Here is a 16,281-nt window from a genome sequence, read left to right as displayed (position 1 = left end):
GTGACCCCCGGGCACTCCGCTGCGACGGGGCGTCGGCTTCGAGTCGACGCCCCGTTATCATGTAAGTCGACGGCCGTGATCCGGTCGTCCCCCCGAATCGCGCCAGGCGAGCACCTCGCCGCCAACCCGCAATGGCGCGCCCTGTCAGTGAAGGTTTTGAACCTATGGCGAGTTTCATCCTGAGACGTCTCCTTGTCTCAGTGCTCATCATCATCGCCGCTTCGTTCCTGATGTACATGCTGGTGGCCTACAGCGCCGACCCGCTCCAGGATCTGCGAAGCAGCAATTCCCCCAACAAGGTCGCGCTCATCAACGCGCGCATCCAGCTCCTCCAGCTCGACGTGGTCCCGCCCCTGCGGTGGCTGCTCTGGCTGGGAGGCGCGGCCAAGTGCCTGATCCCGTTCGCGAACTCGTGCGACCTGGGCTCGACCATCTCGAACGCGAAGGTGGTGGACATCCTCCCGCAGGCGCTCACCTCGACCGTTCAGCTGGTCACCGTCGCGCTCATCCTCGCGATCCTCCTCGGTGTCACCATCGGCATCGTGACCGCCCTGCGGCAGTACAGCGGACTCGACAACGTCGTCACGTTCCTCAGCTTCTTCCTGTACTCGCTGCCGGCGTTCCTCGTGGCCGTGCTCCTCAAGGAGTTCGTGGCCATCGGGTTCAACAACTTCCTGGCGAATCCGACGATCCCCTGGTGGGTCGCGGTGCTGATCGGGGTGGTGGCCGGACTCATCTGGCAGTCGCTGATAGGCGGCGACCTGCGCAGGCGCGCGGTGACGTTCGGCGTCTCCGGTGTCGCGACCGCGGGCGTGCTGCTGCTGATGAGCGTCTCCAACTGGTTCCTGCACCCGGGTCTCGGCCCGGTCGTGATGATCCTCCTGATCGCCGGGACGGTCATCGGCGCGACCGCGCTGACCGCCGGCCTTCAGAACCGCCGTGCGCTGATCTCCGCGAGCATCGCCGGCGCCGTCGCGCTGGTCTGCTACTTCGGGCTGCAGTGGCTGTTCAACATCTCGACCCCCTCCACGATCGCGATCCTGGCGATCGTCGCGATCCTGGTGAGCCTGGGCATCGGCTGGCTCGTCGGCGGCTACGACCGCGGCCAGAACATGCGGGTCTCGGTCATCGTGACCATCGTGTCCGGGTTCCTGATCGTCGTCGACCGCTTCATGCAGGCCTGGCCGGCGTACTTCCAGGACACCAACGGCCGCCCGATCGCGACCGTCGGCTCCTCCACGCCCGGTCTGACCGGCGACATGTGGGTGACGGGTCTCGACACGTTCACGCACCTGGCCCTCCCGACGATCGCGCTGCTGCTGATCTCGTTCGCGTCGTACACCCGCTACTCGCGTGCCGGAATGCTGGAGGTGCTCGGTCAGGACTTCATCCGAACCGCGCGCGCCAAGGGCCTGCCGGAGCGCACGGTCGTGGTCCGCCACGCGTTCCGCAACATGCTCATCCCGATCACGACCCTCGTGGCCTTCGACGTCGGCGCGCTGCTCGGTGGTGCGATCATCACCGAGAAGGTGTTCGCGATCCCGGGCATGGGCTCCCTGTTCAACGCGGGACTGTCGCGCGGCGACCTGAACCCGGTGATGGCGTACTTCCTCGTCATCGCGATCATGGCGATCCTGTTCAACTTCCTCGCCGATCTGTCCTACGCCGCACTCGACCCGAGAGTGAGGGTCCGCTGATGTCCACCACTGAAACCGTCATCGCCGACGAGCTGCAGGAGCCGAGCTCCCCGCCCGTCAGCCAGGGGAAGCTGATCTGGAAGCGCTTCCTGTCCAACAAGGTCGCCGTCGCCAGTGCGATCCTGTTCATCCTGATCGTGCTGTTCTCCATCTCCGCGATCGGCATCGGGCCGATCCCCGGCTGGTGGAAGTACAACTACATCGAGCTGAACGACCAGGTCCAGCAGGGCTCCCCGACCTGGGAGCACCCGTTCGGCCAGGACCGCATCGGCAAGGACTACTTCGCCCTGACGATGCGCGGCATCCAGAACTCGGTGCTGGTGATGGTCGTGCTCGGCCTCATCGCGAGCGTCGTCGGTGTCGTCGTCGGAGCCATTGCGGGCTACTTCCGTGGTGTCGTCGACGCGATCCTGATGCGCATCACCGACGTCTTCATCGTGATCCCGGCGCTGGTCATCGGCTCGGTCGTCGGTCACATGTTCGGCGGTCTCGGCGCGTTCTTCCTCGCGCTGATGCTGGGCTTCTTCTCGTGGATGGGCATCGCGCGTCTGGTGCGCGGCGAGTTCCTGTCGCTCCGCGAGCGGGAGTTCGTGGAAGCGGCCCGCGTCGCCGGCGCGTCCGACACCCGGATCATCTTCAAGCATGTCCTGCCGAACGCCATCGGCGTGGTCATCGTCGCCTCGACGCTGATCATGGCCTCGGCCATCCTGCTGGAGACGGCGCTGTCGTTCCTCGGCTACGGGATCCGGCCGCCGGACGTCTCGCTCGGCCTCCTGATCAGCTCGAACGAGTCGGCGTTCCAGACCCGTCCGTGGCTGTTCTGGTGGCCCGGCTCGTTCATCGTGATCCTCGCCCTGCTGGTCAACTTCGTCGGCGACGGCCTGCGCGACGCGTTCGACCCGCGCCACCGCCGGTTCAACCTCCGCAAGATGCGCGAGCAGGAGCCTGAGCCCGGCGAGGACGACCAGTCCGGACCCCGCACGGGCGCGGCCCTCGCGGAGGACGTGCTGTGACATCCGCGCGCGCTGCGCTGCTGGTGGCCTCCTCAGGCCACCAGCAGGGCGGCGAGCGTGCCGACCGCCAGCGCGGCCAGCACGGCCAGCGACACGATGTGCCAGCGGACCGTCACGGGCGTCTGGTCCGCAAGGCCGCTGTCGACCGCGCCGCTCTGCTGAAGCTCGACCCAGCGGCGGCGCACGACCTCTGCCGCAGCGCCGGACTCGGTCGACAGCAGATCGCCCGGACGGCGCACGCTGTCCGCGACGTTCGGCTTGCCGACGCGACCGGTGGTCTCCCGGCGGGTGGCGCGCAGCGTGCGCGCCGTGCCGGGAGCGGGCGCGGACCACACCGGGTACTTGTGCCCAGGCGTGTAGAGGGTGAGCGCGTACTTGGTGTCGACGTGGATGAGCGCCTGCCACGGGATGTCGATGGTGCGCGTGACGTTGATCACCTCGATGCCGTCGTCGGAGACCGTCAGGCGCGGACGCCAGAGCAGCGCCCAGCCGATGAACGCGAACAGCGCGCACGGCACGACGTAGAGCAGGCGCACATCGTGCACGCTCACCAGAAGGCCGACGATGAGGGCGGCAGCGGCCGCCCAGATCAGAACGGCAAGGACCCGGTTGAACCGGGACACGAAAACCTCGCGCTCGGTGGGGGAGACGTAGGGCATGGGTCCATGCTCTCATCCCGCACCGTCCCCGCCTCGCCCGAGCGCGCCCCCGAAAGGAACCACGAATCATGACCGAGAACACCACCGGCAAAGCCGGGGTCGTCGTCGGCGCCCCCGTGCTCGAGGTCACCGACCTGTCCGTCGACTTCGGCGTCGACAACGTCTGGGTGCCCGCGGCCAAGAAGCTGAACTACCAGATCAAGGCGGGCGAGGTGCTCGCCATCGTCGGCGAGTCCGGCTCCGGCAAGAGTGCGAGCTCGATGGCGATCCTCGACCTCCTGCCGGAGAACGCCCGCGTCCAGGGCTCGATCAAGCTGGAGGGGCGCGAGCTCACCGGCCTGACCCCGCCGCAGATGCGCCGCGTGCGCGGACGTCAGGTCGCGGTGATCTTCCAGGAGCCGATGACGGCGCTGAACCCGGTCTACACGGTCGGCTCCCAGATCATCGAGACGCTGCGCATCCACTTCGGGATGTCGCCGCACGAGGCCAAGGAGCGCGCCCTGGAGCTGCTCGCCATGGTCGAGCTGCCCGACCCCGTGAAGGCGTTCAACTCCTACCCGCACCAGCTCTCGGGCGGCCAGCGCCAGCGCGCCATGATCGCCCAGTCGATCTCGTGCGACCCGAAGCTCCTCATCGCCGACGAGCCGACCACCGCGCTCGACGTGACCGTGCAGGCCGAGATCCTGGAGCTGATCCGCAGCCTCCGCGACCGCCTGGACAGCGCGATCCTGCTGATCACGCACGACATGGGCGTCGTCGCCGACCTGGCCGACAACATCGTCGTGATGCGCAAGGGCGACATCGTCGAGTCCGGCACGGTCAAGGAGGTCTTCGACGCGCCGCAGCACCCGTACACGATCGCCCTGCTCGAGGCCGTGCCGCACCTCGGCCAGCGCGAGGACGAGGAGATCGACACGACCGCCGCCCTCGCCGCCAGCACGGAGAACCCCGACGCGGAGTACGCCGAGCGCATCCGCGTGAACGAGCGCATCGCCGCAGCCGCCGCCGAAGAGGCGGAGATGGACAAGCGGAAGGTCGTCGTCGACTTCCAGAAGGTCGCGATCGAGTACCCGAAGCACGGCCGCGTCCCCGCGTTCCGCGCGGCGACCGACATCGACCTCAAGATCCACGAGGGCGAGGTCGTCGGCCTGGTGGGCGAGTCGGGCTCCGGCAAGACCACGCTCGGCCGCGCCGCGATCGGCCTGCTGCCGATCCACTCCGGCAAGCTCGTGGTGGCGGACCAGGACATCAGCAACGCGGGCCGCGACGAGATCCGCAAGCTGCACCGCAACGTCGGCATCGTGTTCCAGGACCCGTCGTCGTCGCTGAACCCGCGCCTCCAGATCGCCGACTCGATCGGTGAGCCGCTGCGCCTGGCGAAGGGCCTGAAGGGCGCCGGCCTGGCGAAGGAGGTCGACCGCCTCCTCGACAGCGTCGAACTGCCGCGCGCCTACCGCAGCCGCTTCCCGCACGAGCTCTCGGGCGGCCAGAAGCAGCGTGTCGGCATCGCCCGCGCGCTATCGCTGAAGCCGACGGTCCTGATCGCCGACGAGCCGACCTCCGCACTCGACGTGTCGGTGCAGGCCCGCGTGCTCGAGCTGATGCAGCAGCTCCAGCGCGAGATGAACTTCGCGTGCCTGTTCATCACCCACGACCTGGCCGTCATCGACGTCCTGGCCGACCGCATCGCGGTGATGCACCACGGCGCCCTGGTCGAGGTCGGAACGCGCGACGAGATCCTCCGCTACCCGAAGGAGGCCTACACGCAGCGCCTCCTCGCCGCGGTCCCGCTGCCCGACCCGGAGCAGCAGCGCGCCCGCCGCGCCCTGCGCCTGGAACTGCTGGCCGCGGGCTCGGACGAGGTCGTGCCGGTCAACGAGGGTCTGCCGCAGCAGCCGGAGCCGCCGGTGGCGCAGGGGCTGTAAGCCTGTACGAGAAGTGGGCCGCATCGTTCGACGCGGCCCACTTTCGTTTGCTAGCGGTTGAAGGCGACGCACTTCTCCGTGTAGCTGGTCACGTTGCCCGACGAGACTCCGAAGCCCCAGTTCAGTGTGCTCTTCCCGCTGTTGTACGAGTACGAACCGTTCGCCGTGACCTGGCGTACGAGGGTGTCCTGCGCCCACGCCATGTTGGAGGTGAATGTGAAGAGATTCACCGTGCCGGTGCTCTTCCAATCGATCTGAGCGGTCTTCCCGCCTCCGCAACCGAGAGTTCGGATCCCGAAGCCGGACATGGCGGTCGCCGGAGCGACGGTCAGAACACCGCCGGCCAGGACGCCGGCTGAGACAGCTACGACCGCAACAACGCGCTGGAAAGTCTTCATCAGTCTGTTTCCAATCGTTAGTGATACATCGCACAGCGGGCGTGACTGACGACCGGAACCGGATTCCCGTCATCGTCCGCGAACGCCCACGTCAACGTGTGGAGGACGGTGGTGTACGAGTGCTCGCCTGGAGATGCCGGAACGTCCCTCGTGGCTCTCGCGCCCACGGTGTTGTTCTCGTACACGGTGAGGCGGACGGCTGCGTCACTCTGCCACGACACTTCGACGAATCCGGCGCCGCATCCCACGGTCTGCCTCTCGCTGACAGAGGTCCGTTCGGCCCGTTCGGGGGATGCGACGCCAGAGGCGCCTGGGAACCCCACCGACAGGGCCGCGAGCGCCATTGCACTGAACGTCGCGGATCTGAGGAAGGGAAGTGTGGTTCGCACGCCAACGATCGTAACGGGTTGAATCAGAAATTTCAATCTAACCCGAAGCACTTGCAACACCAGCCGTGGAACTCTAAGGTCTGAAGTCGACCCCGCTCAGGAGGAATTCGTGTCCATCAGACTTCTCGGCCGATCCGCGGCCGCCCTTGCTGCGGCCGGCGCGCTCGTGCTCACCGCGTGCACCAGCCCCGACACCGCATCCACGGCGGACTCGACCGCCATCGTCACCGCGAACGGCAGCGAGCCGCAGAATCCGCTCATCCCGACCAACACGAACGAGGCCGGCGGTGGCAAGATCATCGACGCCGTGTTCTCCGGGCTGCTGGCCTACCAGGCCGACGGCAAGCCGGTCAACGACGTCGCCCGGTCGATCGAGACGAGCGACTCGCAGCACTTCACCATCACGATCAACGGTGACCGCGCCTTCAGCAACGGCGAGAAGGTCACCTCCCGCTCCTTCGTGGACGCGTGGAACTTCGGCGCCAAGAAGAGCAACGCGCAGCTCCTGAACTCGTTCTTCGAGGACATCGAGGGCTTCTCCGCCGAGACGGACAGCGAGCTCACCGGCCTCACCGTCGTCAGCGACACGGAGTTCACGGTCGACCTGAAGACCCCCGTGTCCGACTTCCCGCTCCGGCTCGGCTTCTCCGCGTTCTACCCGCTGCCGAGCGTCGCCTTCGACGACATGGCGGCCTTCGGCGCGTACCCGGTCGGGAACGGTCCCTACACGCTCGCGAGTGCGAAGGCCTGGAAGCATGACGAGAGCATCGACCTCGTCCCGAACCCTGGCTACACCGGGCCGCGGAAGGCGAAGAACGGCGGACTCCGCTTCGTGTTCTACGCCTCGCTGGACTCCGCGTACGCCGATCTGAGGTCGGGGACTCTCGACGTGCTCGACGCGATCCCGGACGCCGCGATGTCCACCTTCGAGAAGGACCTCGGCGACCGAGCGGTCAATCAGCCCGCCGCCGTCTTCCAGAACATCGCGATCCCGGAGCGGATCGCGCACTTCGCTGGCGAGGAGGGCAGACTGCGCCGCAAGGCCCTCTCGCTGGCGATCGACCGGCCGCAGATCACCACGGTCATCTTCGACGGTACGCGAACCCCCGCCAAAGACTTCACGTCGCCGGTGATCCCGGGCTGGTCCGGCCGCCTCGATGGCTCCGGTGTGCTCGACCACGACGCGAAGAAGGCCAAGCAGCTCTGGGCCGACGCGGACAAGCTCTCGCCGTGGACGGGGACGTTCACCATCGCCTACAACGCCGACGGCGGCCACCAGGGCTGGGTCGACGCGGTCGCGAACAACCTCAAGAACACCCTCGGGATCGACGCGAAGGGGGAGGCCTCGCCGACGTTCGCCCTGCTCCGCACCGCGATCACCGATCACACGATCGAGTCCGCGTTCCGCGCGGGCTGGCAGGGCGACTACCCGGGGCTGCTCACCTTCCTCCGGCCGGTGTACGGGACGGGCGCGCTGTCCAACGACTCCGGTTACGCGAACCCGGAGTTCGACGCCCTCCTCGCGAAGGGGCTCGCCGAGCCGGAGGTGGAGGCGGCGAACGCGGACTTCCGCGCCGCGCAGGAGCTCCTGCTGCGGGACCTGCCGGCCATCCCGCTCTGGAACCAGAACGTCACAGGGGGCTACAGCGCGGCGGTCGATCACGTCACGTTCGGGTGGAACTCGGTGCCGCTCTACGAGCAGATCACCAAGCGCTCCGCGTCCTAGCCGATGCTCCGCTTCCTGGGCTTCCGGGTCCTGCAGGCCGTCCCCGTCCTGCTGGGCACGACGCTGCTGATCTACTTCATGGTGTTCGCCATGCCGGGGGACCCCATCGTCGCCCTGTTCGGCGACCGGACGCCGAGCCCGGCGGTGCTCGCGGAGCTGCGCAGCCGCTACCTCCTCGACCAGCCCTTCCTCGTCCAGTACGTCAACTATCTCGGCGGTATCCTGCGCGGGGACTTCGGCACGTCGTTCTCCGGCGAGCCCGTGAGCGAGATCCTGGCGCGCACCTTCCCGGTCACGCTGCGGCTCGCGCTGCTCGCGCTCGCGATCGAGATGGTGCTCGGCATCGCGGTCGGGCTCGTGAGCGGGCTGCAGAAGGGCCGGCTCTTCGACGCGGGCGCGCTCGTCGTGAGCCTGCTGCTCATCTCTGCTCCCATCTTCGTTGTCGCGTTCGTCCTCCAGTACGTGTTCGGGATCTGGCTCGGCTGGGTGCGGCCGACCGCCGGCCCGGGGGCGCCGCTCCAGGACCTCGTCCTCCCGGCGGTGGCGTTGGCGGCGATCAGCTTCGCGCAGATCGTGCGGCTCACCCGCTCGTCCGTCATCGACACGAACGGGATGGACTTCGTCCGGGTCGCGGCGGCCAAGGGGCTGCCACGCCGCCGGATCGTGCCGGCGCACGTGCTGCGCAATTCGCTCATCCCGGTGGTCACGTTCCTCGCGGCGGACTTCGGCGTGATGCTCGTCGGGGCGACGGTGACGGAGGGCATCTTCAACGTCCCCGGCGTCGGGCGCACGCTCTACCAGGCGATCATCCGCGGCGAGGGGCCGACGGTGGTCTCCTTCGTCACGGTCATGGTGCTGCTCTACCTCGTCGTCACCCTGCTCGTCGACCTCCTCTACGCCGTGCTCGACCCGAGGATCCGCCATGCGTGACGCGCCGTCGGCCCGGGCCGCCACCCGGGCCGCAACCCTCTGGTCAGACGCCTGGGACGACCTGCGCCGCCGCCCGATGTTCTGGTGCTCCGTCGTCCTCATCGCGCTGATCTCGGCCGTGGCCCTGTTCCCCGGCCTCTTCGCGCAGGCCGCGCCGAACAACGACTGCCTGCTGGGCAACAGCAACGGCGGCCCGACGCCCGGCCACCCGCTCGGGTTCACCAAGCAGGGTTGCGACATCTATGCGCGTATCGTGCACGGCACGGGGACGTCGCTCTCGGTGGGTGTGCTCTCGACCGCGCTGATGGCGATCCTCGGCGTCGTGTTCGGTGCGCTGGCCGGCTTCTACGGAGGCGGGATCGACACCGTGCTGTCGCGCGTCGGCGACATCTTCTTCTCGGTCCCGTACATCCTGGCGGCCGTCCTGATCATGTCGGTGTTCGCGAAGTTCGCGAACGTCTGGGTCATCTCGCTCGCCATCGGGGTCTTCGCGTGGCCCGCGACCGCGCGCGTGCTCCGGGCGGAGGTGCTGCGCGTCAGGACGGCCGACCACGTGCTGGCCGCGACGGCGATCGGGCTCTCGCGGTTCCGCATCCTGCTGCGCCATGTGCTGCCCAACTCGCTCGCGCCGGTCATCGTCGTGACCACGCTGTCGCTCGCGGGCTCGATCGTCGCGGAGGCGACACTCTCGTTCCTCGGGGTCGGGTTGCCGAGCGACGTGATGTCGTGGGGCAACGACATCAGCCAGGCGCAGAACGACCTCCGGACGGCGCCGCAGACGCTCGTCTATCCGTCCCTGGCGCTCTCCGTCACCGTCCTGAGCTTCGTCATGCTCGGCGAGGTGGTCAGGGACGCGTTCGACCCGAAGGCGAGGGCACGCCGGTGAGCGAAGCATCGAAGCAGGCCGACGGGAGCCCGCTCCTGGTCGTGTCGGGCCTCCGCGTGGGGTTCCCGTCGCGCGGCGGCGTCGTCACCGCGGTCGACGGCGTCGACCTCACCGTCCATCGCGGGGAGACGGTCGCGATCGTGGGGGAGTCCGGCTCGGGCAAGTCCACGACCGCGCAGGCGATCATCGGGCTCCTGCCCGGCGCCGGCCGGATCCTCGGCGGATCGATCGTACTCGACGGCGTGGAGCTCACGACGCTCGGCCGCCGGGAGTGGGAGGCCTTCCGCGGCCGGGAGATCGGCTTCGTGCCGCAGGACCCGATGTCGAGCATGAACCCGGTCTGGAGCGTGGGCTTCCAGGTGCAGGAGGCCATCCGGGCGAACGGCGTCGCCACCGGCCGCCGCGCGGTGCGCGCGAAGGCGGTCGAGGTGCTCGAGCGGGCCGGGCTCGCCGACGCGGGCAGCCGGCTCCGGCAGTACCCGCACCAGTTCTCCGGCGGGATGCGCCAGCGCGCGCTGATCGGGATCGGCCTCTCCGGCGACCCGCAGCTCCTGATCGCCGACGAGCCCACCTCCGCCCTCGACGTGACGGTGCAGCGCGGCATCCTGGACCACCTCGGCACGCTCACGCGGGAGCTCGGCACCACGGTGCTGCTGATCACGCACGACCTCGGGCTCGCGGCCGAGCGCGCCGACCGGGTCGTGGTCATGCACCAGGGCCGGGTCGTGGAGGCCGGGCCGAGCCGCGAGGTGCTGCTGCGCCCTGCGCACCCGTACACGCGCAGCCTGGTGGAGGCCGCCCCGAGCGTCGCCGCGAGGCCAGTGCGCTCCAGGGACCGGCGTCTGGCGGCAGCCGCTGAGCCGACCCCGGCGATCGCGGTCAGCGGGCTCACGAAGGTCTACCGGGTGCGCGGCGGCGGCCTCCGGTCCTCGAGCCTCACGGCCGTGGACGGCGTGAGCTTCGCGGTGCCGCGGGGCACCACCACCGCACTCGTCGGCGAGTCGGGCTCCGGCAAGTCCACGGTCGCGAAGCTGATCCTGCGACTGGAGGAGCCGACCAGCGGCCGGGTCGCGATCAACGGTCAGGACACCGGCGCCCTGACCGCGCGGGAGGTCTTCGCCCTCCGCCGCCGGATGCAGCCGGTGTTCCAGGACCCGTACGGGTCGCTCGACCCCCTCCGCAGCGTCGGCGCCAGCATCGCGGAACCGCTCGCCGTGCACCGCGTCGGCGACCGGGCGTCCCGGCGGCGGCGCGTCGTCGAGCTGCTGGACCGCGTGGCGCTGCCCGCGGCTTTCGCCGCGCGCTACCCGAACGAGCTCTCCGGTGGCCAGCGCCAGCGCGTCGCCATCGCCCGGGCCCTGGCGCTGAACCCCGACATCGTGGTGCTCGACGAAGCGGTGTCGGCGCTCGACGTGCTCGTCCAGGCGCAGGTGCTCGACCTCCTCGCCGAGCTCCAGGACGACCTGGCTCTGACCTACCTGTTCATCACGCACGATCTCGGCGTGGTGCGCCGGATCGCGGACGACGTCTGCGTGATGCGGAGGGGCCGGCTGGTGGAGCACGGGACGGCGGCGGAGGTGCTCGCCACGCCGCGTGAGGAGTACACGCGCGCCCTGCTCGACGCCGTTCCCGGAGCGGCCATCCCGCTCGGTCATCGGCCGTAAACGAAGGCGCCCGGCCGCTGGGATAGAATAGACCGTTCCCCTTCTTCCTTCTGACGAGAGTCGAGCCCTCACGCATGTCCGAGAACGCCGTCGCCCACCGCGACGATCTGCGCAATGTCGCGATCGTCGCCCACGTCGACCACGGCAAGACCACGCTGGTCGACGCCATGCTGCGGCAGACCAACTCGTTCGGCGACCACGAGCATGTCGAAGAGCGTGCGATGGACTCCAACGAGCTGGAGCGTGAGAAGGGCATCACGATCCTCGCCAAGAACACGGCGATCTCCTACAAGGGCAAGCACGCCGCGAACGGCCCGATCACCATCAACGTGATCGACACCCCGGGTCACGCCGACTTCGGCGGCGAGGTCGAGCGCGGCCTGTCGATGGTCGACGGCGTCGTCCTGCTGGTGGACGCGTCCGAGGGCCCGCTGCCGCAGACCCGCTTCGTGCTGCGCAAGGCGCTGGAGGCCAAGCTCCCGGTCATCCTGTTGGTCAACAAGACCGACCGTCCGGACGCGCGCATCGACGAGGTCGTTCACGAGAGCCAGGACCTCCTGCTCGGTCTCGCGAGCGACCTCGCCGACGATGTGCCGGACCTCGACCTGGACGCGATCCTCGACGTCCCTGTCGTCTACGCTTCCGGGCGCAACGGCGCGGCGAGCCTGAACAAGCCCGAGAACGGGGAGCTGCCCGACAACGGCGACCTCGAGCCGCTCTTCGAGGCCATCCTCGAGCACATCCCGGCGCCGACCTACGACCCGGAGGCTCCGCTCCAGGCCCACGTCACCAACCTCGACGCGTCGCCCTTCCTCGGCCGCCTGGCGCTGCTGCGCATCTTCAACGGCACGCTGCGCAAGGGCCAGACCGTTGCCTGGGTCCGTCACGACGGCGACGTGCACAACGTGCGCGTGACCGAGCTGATGATCACCAAGGCCCTCGACCGCTACCCGGCCGAGAGCGCCGGCCCCGGCGACATCGTCGCCGTCGCGGGCTTCGCCGACATCATGATCGGCGACACGTTGGCCGACCCGGACGACATCCGGCCGCTGCCGCTCATCCACGTCGACGACCCTGCGATCTCGATGACGATCGGCACCAACACCTCCCCGCTGGTCGGCAAGGTGAAGGGGCACAAGCTCACCGCGCGCATGGTCAAGGACCGCCTCGACCGCGAGCTGATCGGTAACGTGTCGCTGCGCGTGCTCGACATCGGCCGCCCCGACGCATGGGAGGTGCAGGGCCGCGGCGAGCTGGCGCTGGCCATCCTGGTCGAGCAGATGCGCCGCGAAGGCTACGAGCTCACCGTCGGCAAGCCGCAGGTGGTCACCAAGAAGGTGGACGGCAAGACTCACGAGCCGTTTGAGCACCTGACCATCGATGTGCCGGAGGAGTACCTCGGCGCGATCACCCAGCTTCTCGCGGCGCGCAAGGGCCGCATGGAGAACATGTCGAACCACGGCACCGGCTGGGTGCGCATGGAGTTCATCGTCCCCTCGCGCGGCCTGATCGGCTTCCGCACCGAGTTCCTCACCATCAGCCGCGGCACCGGCATCGCGAACGCGATCTCGCACGGCTACGACGAGTGGGCCGGGCAGATCATCACCCGCAGCAACGGCTCGATCGTGGCCGACCGCTCCGGCGTGGTCACCCCGTTCGCGATCATCGCGCTCCAGGAGCGCATGACGTTCTTCGTGAACCCCACCGAGGAGGTCTACGAGGGCATGGTCATCGGCGAGAACTCGCGCGCCGACGACATGGACGTGAACATCACCAAGGAGAAGAAGCTGACCAACATGCGTCAGTCGACGGCCGACAACTTCGAGTCGATGACGCCGTCCCGCCAGCTCACGCTGGAGGAGTGCCTGGAGTTCGCCCGCGAGGACGAGTGCGTGGAGGTCACCCCGGAGGCCGTGCGCATCCGCAAGGTGGAGCTCGACGCGACGGCCCGCGGCCGCGCCGCGTCGCGCCTCAAGCGCCAGGACGCGTAAGCGTCACCGTCGGCTCCGCGGCGCGCATAATCGACTCATGAGACGCTCCCGCCTGCTCGCGCTCCCGGTCGCGGCCCTCCTCTTCGTGGGGGTCGCGCCGGCGCTCGCGGGCTGCAGCTTCCAGACCGTCGTGAAGAACGTCACCGGCGGCAACGTGGATCTGGGCGGGAACAAGGTCCCGGCCGACTTCCCGAAGGCCGTCCCGCTCGCGAAGGGCGCCGTGGTGTTCGGCGCGAGCGTCGGCAGCGGCCACGGCAAGGTCTGGAACGTGACGATCAAGGTGCCGGACGCCAAGGCGTACCAGGACATCGCGAAACAGCTCGCGGACGCCGGCTTCGACGGCGGCTTCGGCGCCCAGGGCCCGGACGGCGGCGGCACCGGGACGTTCTCGAACAGCGACTTCGGCGTCCTCGTCGTCGTCAGCGACGCCGGCAGCAACGGCTGGGTGGCGAACTACTCGGTGTCGCGCGCGGCCGTCGACACCCCGACGCCCACGGCCACGCCGTAGCCGCAGGTCAGACGAAGAGCCCCGAGCCGACGTAGGAGCCCTCCCGCGCGCCCGGGGGGACCGCGAAGACCGCCGAGCCGACGTGCTTGAGGTACTCGTTCATCAGGTCGTTCTTCGCGAGCCGGGTCTGGATGGGGATGAACTGCGTGCGCGGGTCGCGCTGGAACGCGATGAAGAACAGCCCGGCGTTCAGCCGGCCCAGGTCGTCGTTGCCGTCCACGAAGTTGTAGCCGCGGCGCAGGAGCTGCGCTCCGTCGTTCATCGTCGGGTGCGCCAGGCGGACGTGCGAGTCCGGGTCGATCTTGGTGCCGCCGGCCGGCGACAGCGCGAGGAAGTTCGGCTCGCTGAACTCGGTGCCGCCCGAGAGCGGCGCGCCCTCGCCCTTGTCCCGCCCGACGATGCGCTCCTGCTCGCCGAGCTGCTGTCGGTCCCAGGTCTCGATGACCATGCGGATCTTCCGCGCCACCAGGTACGAGCCGCCGTGCATCCACGCCGCGCCGTCGCCGCGGTCCGCCCAGACCTGATCGGCCACGACCGAGGAGTCCTCCGCCTTGATGTTCGCGGTGCCGTCCTTGAAGCCGAACAGGTTGCGGGCCGTGGTCTGGCTGCGGGAGGTGGACGAGGTGCGCCCGAAGCCGAGCTGCGACCAGCGGATGGCCGCCCGGCCGAACGCGATGCGGGACAGGTTACGGATGGCGTGCACGGCCACCTGCGGGTCCTCGCTGCACGCCTGCACGCACAGGTCGCCGCCGGTGAGGCTGTCGAGCAGCGCGTCGCCGGGGAAGTGCGGGAGGTCGACCAGCGCGGCCGGGCGCTTGCCGGCGATCCCGAACCGGTCGGTGCCGTCGGCGGCCGTGAACAGCGTCGGGCCGAAGCCGAACGTGAGCGTGAGGCCGCCGGGCGGGAGGTCGAGCGCCTCGCCGGTGTCGTCCGGGGGAGCGTCCGACGGGCCCGAGGCCGGGCCGTACTTCCCGGCCGGCTTGCCCTGCGTCATCCGCGCGGCCGCGACGGTCCAGTCCTGCAGCAGTTCGATCAGCCCGTCACGGTCGAGCCCGGCCGCGACGTCGAACGCGGCGAAGTGCAGCCGGTCTTGGGTGGGCGTGACGATGCCGGACTGATTCGCGCCGTAGAACGGGTACGTCGCGCTGTCGGGGGAGGAGGCGACGGCGTGGCCGACGGCTGCACCTGCGCCGAACCCGACGACGCCGGCGCCGACCGCCGCGCCGGCGAGGCCGAGCATCCCGCGCCGAGAGAGGCCGGAGCGTCCGGCGCCTGTGTCGTCGGCCACCGTCACTTGACCAGGATCGAGGTGAGCCGGCTGAGCGGCTCGCTCAGGGCGTTGACCGAGTCGGAGAGCTCCTTGACCTGCGCGGTCGTGAGCTGCGTGTAGCTCACGAACCCGTCGCCCTCCTTGTACTGGGCGAGGAGCGTGTCGATCGTGGCGAACTCGGCGTCGAGCTTCTTCGCCGTGCTCGTTCCCGTCGCGCCCTTCTCCAGCAGCACCGCCCGGACGTTGCCGTAGGCGACCTCCGCGCCCTCCACGTTGGCCTGGAAGTCCCAGAGGTCCGTGTGCGAGAAGATCTCCTCCTCGCCGGTGATCTTGCTGCGCGAGACCTCCTCCATCAGACCGCTGGCGCCGTTGGAGATCTGGTCGAGGGTCAGGCTGAAGTCCTTCGCGTGCACGAGGTCGTAGAGCCGCTGGGTGTCGGCGACGAGTCGGTCGCCGAGCGTCTTCCGGCCGGCGGCGTCGGAGGCCGTGAACCCGGCGGGCGCCCACAAGTCCTTCTCGATGCGGTGCCAGCCGGTCCACTCCTGGCCCTGCTCCAGGTCGGCCTCGCGGAGGTCGAGGGCCGGGTCGATGTCGCCGAACTGCTCGGCGGTCGGCTCGATCCGCTCGTAGTAGGAGCGCGCGACGGGGTACTGGGCGCGGGCCGCCGCGTTGTCGCCGGCCTCGTAGGCCGCCGCGAATGTCGTGGTCGCGGTGAGGAGCTCCCCGGCCTGGTCTTTGACGTAGGAGACGTAGTTGGTCACGGCCTGCGCGACCTGCTTGCTCTCGCTCGCGGTCTTCGTGTCGGCGGAGCCCTTTGCCACCGTGAACTTCGCGACAGAGGTCGGTTTGCCGACCATCCCCTTGCGGCACGCGGTGAAGTAGCTTCCCTCGGAGAGCTGGACGACGTAGTTGACCGTGGTGCCCGGCCCGATGTTCTCCTTCTCGGCGGCGATCCGCAGCTTGTCCGGGGCGAGCATCTCGAACTCGTTCACGTCGGCGCCCGTGTTGGTGATCTGGAAGGTGACGGGGCCGGCGGGAGCCGTCGCGGTCGACACGGTGCAGGCGGTGTCGGTGAGCGTGACCTGGATGGCCTCGGCCTCGGCGACGGCCTTGTTGGGGACGCAGCCGGTGAGGGCGAGCGCGACGGCCGCGGCGGCGGCCAGGGTGCCGGCGATCGTGCCGAGCTGACGGTGTCGGGGCATGGCGATGCTGTGCTTTCTGCTCT

14 protein-coding genes are annotated in these 16,281 nt (G+C 69.3%); 9 read left to right on the top strand and 5 right to left on the bottom strand.

All coding sequences use genetic code 11. From position 1 onward, the window contains the following. Positions 1–164: 164 nt before the first annotated feature. Positions 165–1,697: an ABC transporter permease gene (locus tag ABH923_RS04110; protein ID WP_370054102.1), complete on the top strand. Its 1,533-nt coding sequence runs from the start codon at positions 165–167 to the stop codon at positions 1,695–1,697. Then, on the top strand, positions 1,697–2,710 hold the full coding sequence (locus tag ABH923_RS04105) for an ABC transporter permease (RefSeq protein WP_370054101.1): 1,014 nt from the start codon (positions 1,697–1,699) through the stop codon (positions 2,708–2,710). The genes ABH923_RS04110 and ABH923_RS04105 overlap by 1 nt, the downstream gene beginning before the upstream one ends. Before the next feature lie 32 nt (positions 2,711–2,742). Here the strand turns inward: ABH923_RS04105 and ABH923_RS04100 are convergent, their stop codons facing one another. Beyond that, positions 2,743–3,369, bottom strand: coding sequence for a PH domain-containing protein (locus tag ABH923_RS04100; protein WP_370054100.1), 627 nt, complete (start codon positions 3,367–3,369; stop codon positions 2,743–2,745). Positions 3,370–3,437: 68 nt separating this feature from the next. Between ABH923_RS04100 and ABH923_RS04095 the strand changes: the two genes are divergently transcribed. Then, positions 3,438–5,294, top strand: coding sequence for a dipeptide ABC transporter ATP-binding protein (locus tag ABH923_RS04095; RefSeq protein ID WP_370054099.1), 1,857 nt, complete (start codon positions 3,438–3,440; stop codon positions 5,292–5,294). A 50-nt stretch (positions 5,295–5,344) separates the two neighbouring features. On the opposite strand, the gene ABH923_RS04090 is transcribed toward ABH923_RS04095, so the two are convergent. Both ABH923_RS04090 and ABH923_RS04085 read right to left on the bottom strand, forming a co-directional pair. Beyond that, positions 5,345–5,692, bottom strand: a complete 348-nt coding sequence (locus tag ABH923_RS04090) for a hypothetical protein (protein WP_370054098.1) — start codon at positions 5,690–5,692, stop codon at positions 5,345–5,347. A 17-nt stretch (positions 5,693–5,709) separates the two neighbouring features. Continuing rightward, a complete protein-coding gene (locus ABH923_RS04085) occupies positions 5,710–6,081 on the bottom strand; it encodes a hypothetical protein (protein ID WP_370054097.1) in 372 nt (123 codons plus the stop codon). 109 nt (positions 6,082–6,190) lie between these two features. On the opposite strand from ABH923_RS04085, the gene ABH923_RS04080 reads away from it, so the two are divergent. The 6 genes from ABH923_RS04080 to ABH923_RS04055 all read left to right on the top strand — a co-directional run bounded on the left by ABH923_RS04080 (position 6,191) and on the right by ABH923_RS04055 (position 13,786). After that, positions 6,191–7,807: an ABC transporter substrate-binding protein gene (locus tag ABH923_RS04080; RefSeq protein WP_370054096.1), complete on the top strand. Its 1,617-nt coding sequence runs from the start codon at positions 6,191–6,193 to the stop codon at positions 7,805–7,807. A 3-nt stretch (positions 7,808–7,810) separates the two neighbouring features. Beyond that, entirely contained in the window at positions 7,811–8,737 is a 927-nt protein-coding gene (locus ABH923_RS04075; protein ID WP_370054095.1) for an ABC transporter permease, read from the top strand. Next, positions 8,730–9,623: an ABC transporter permease gene (locus ABH923_RS04070; protein WP_370054094.1), complete on the top strand. Its 894-nt coding sequence runs from the start codon at positions 8,730–8,732 to the stop codon at positions 9,621–9,623. The genes ABH923_RS04075 and ABH923_RS04070 overlap by 8 nt, the downstream gene beginning before the upstream one ends. After that, the gene (locus tag ABH923_RS04065; RefSeq protein ID WP_370054093.1) at positions 9,620–11,287 is read left to right on the top strand and encodes a dipeptide ABC transporter ATP-binding protein; all 1,668 of its coding nucleotides are present in this window, start codon (positions 9,620–9,622) and stop codon (positions 11,285–11,287) included. The genes ABH923_RS04070 and ABH923_RS04065 overlap by 4 nt, the downstream gene beginning before the upstream one ends. A gap of 74 nt (positions 11,288–11,361) precedes the next feature. Further along, positions 11,362–13,278: a translational GTPase TypA gene (typA, locus tag ABH923_RS04060; protein WP_370054092.1), complete on the top strand. Its 1,917-nt coding sequence runs from the start codon at positions 11,362–11,364 to the stop codon at positions 13,276–13,278. 37 nt (positions 13,279–13,315) lie between these two features. Beyond that, positions 13,316–13,786, top strand: coding sequence for a hypothetical protein (locus tag ABH923_RS04055; RefSeq protein ID WP_370054091.1), 471 nt, complete (start codon positions 13,316–13,318; stop codon positions 13,784–13,786). Between the two features lie 7 nt (positions 13,787–13,793). On the opposite strand, the gene efeB is transcribed toward ABH923_RS04055, so the two are convergent. Together efeB and efeO are read right to left on the bottom strand one after the other, a co-directional pair. Next, positions 13,794–15,080: an iron uptake transporter deferrochelatase/peroxidase subunit gene (efeB, locus tag ABH923_RS04050; protein ID WP_370054090.1), complete on the bottom strand. Its 1,287-nt coding sequence runs from the start codon at positions 15,078–15,080 to the stop codon at positions 13,794–13,796. Further along, positions 15,077–16,258 carry an iron uptake system protein EfeO gene (gene efeO, locus ABH923_RS04045; protein WP_370054089.1) on the bottom strand — a complete coding sequence of 394 codons (1,182 nt, stop codon included), beginning with the start codon at positions 16,256–16,258 and terminating at the stop codon, positions 15,077–15,079. Before efeO ends, efeB begins: the two co-directional genes overlap by 4 nt. Between the last annotated feature and the right edge of the window lie 23 nt (positions 16,259–16,281).

It is taken from the genome of Leifsonia sp. EB41, assembly GCF_041262565.1.
Classification (GTDB): domain Bacteria; phylum Actinomycetota; class Actinomycetes; order Actinomycetales; family Microbacteriaceae; genus Leifsonia.
Note: the sequence above shows the minus strand (reverse complement) of the source record. Positions and strands in the feature narration are given on the sequence as shown.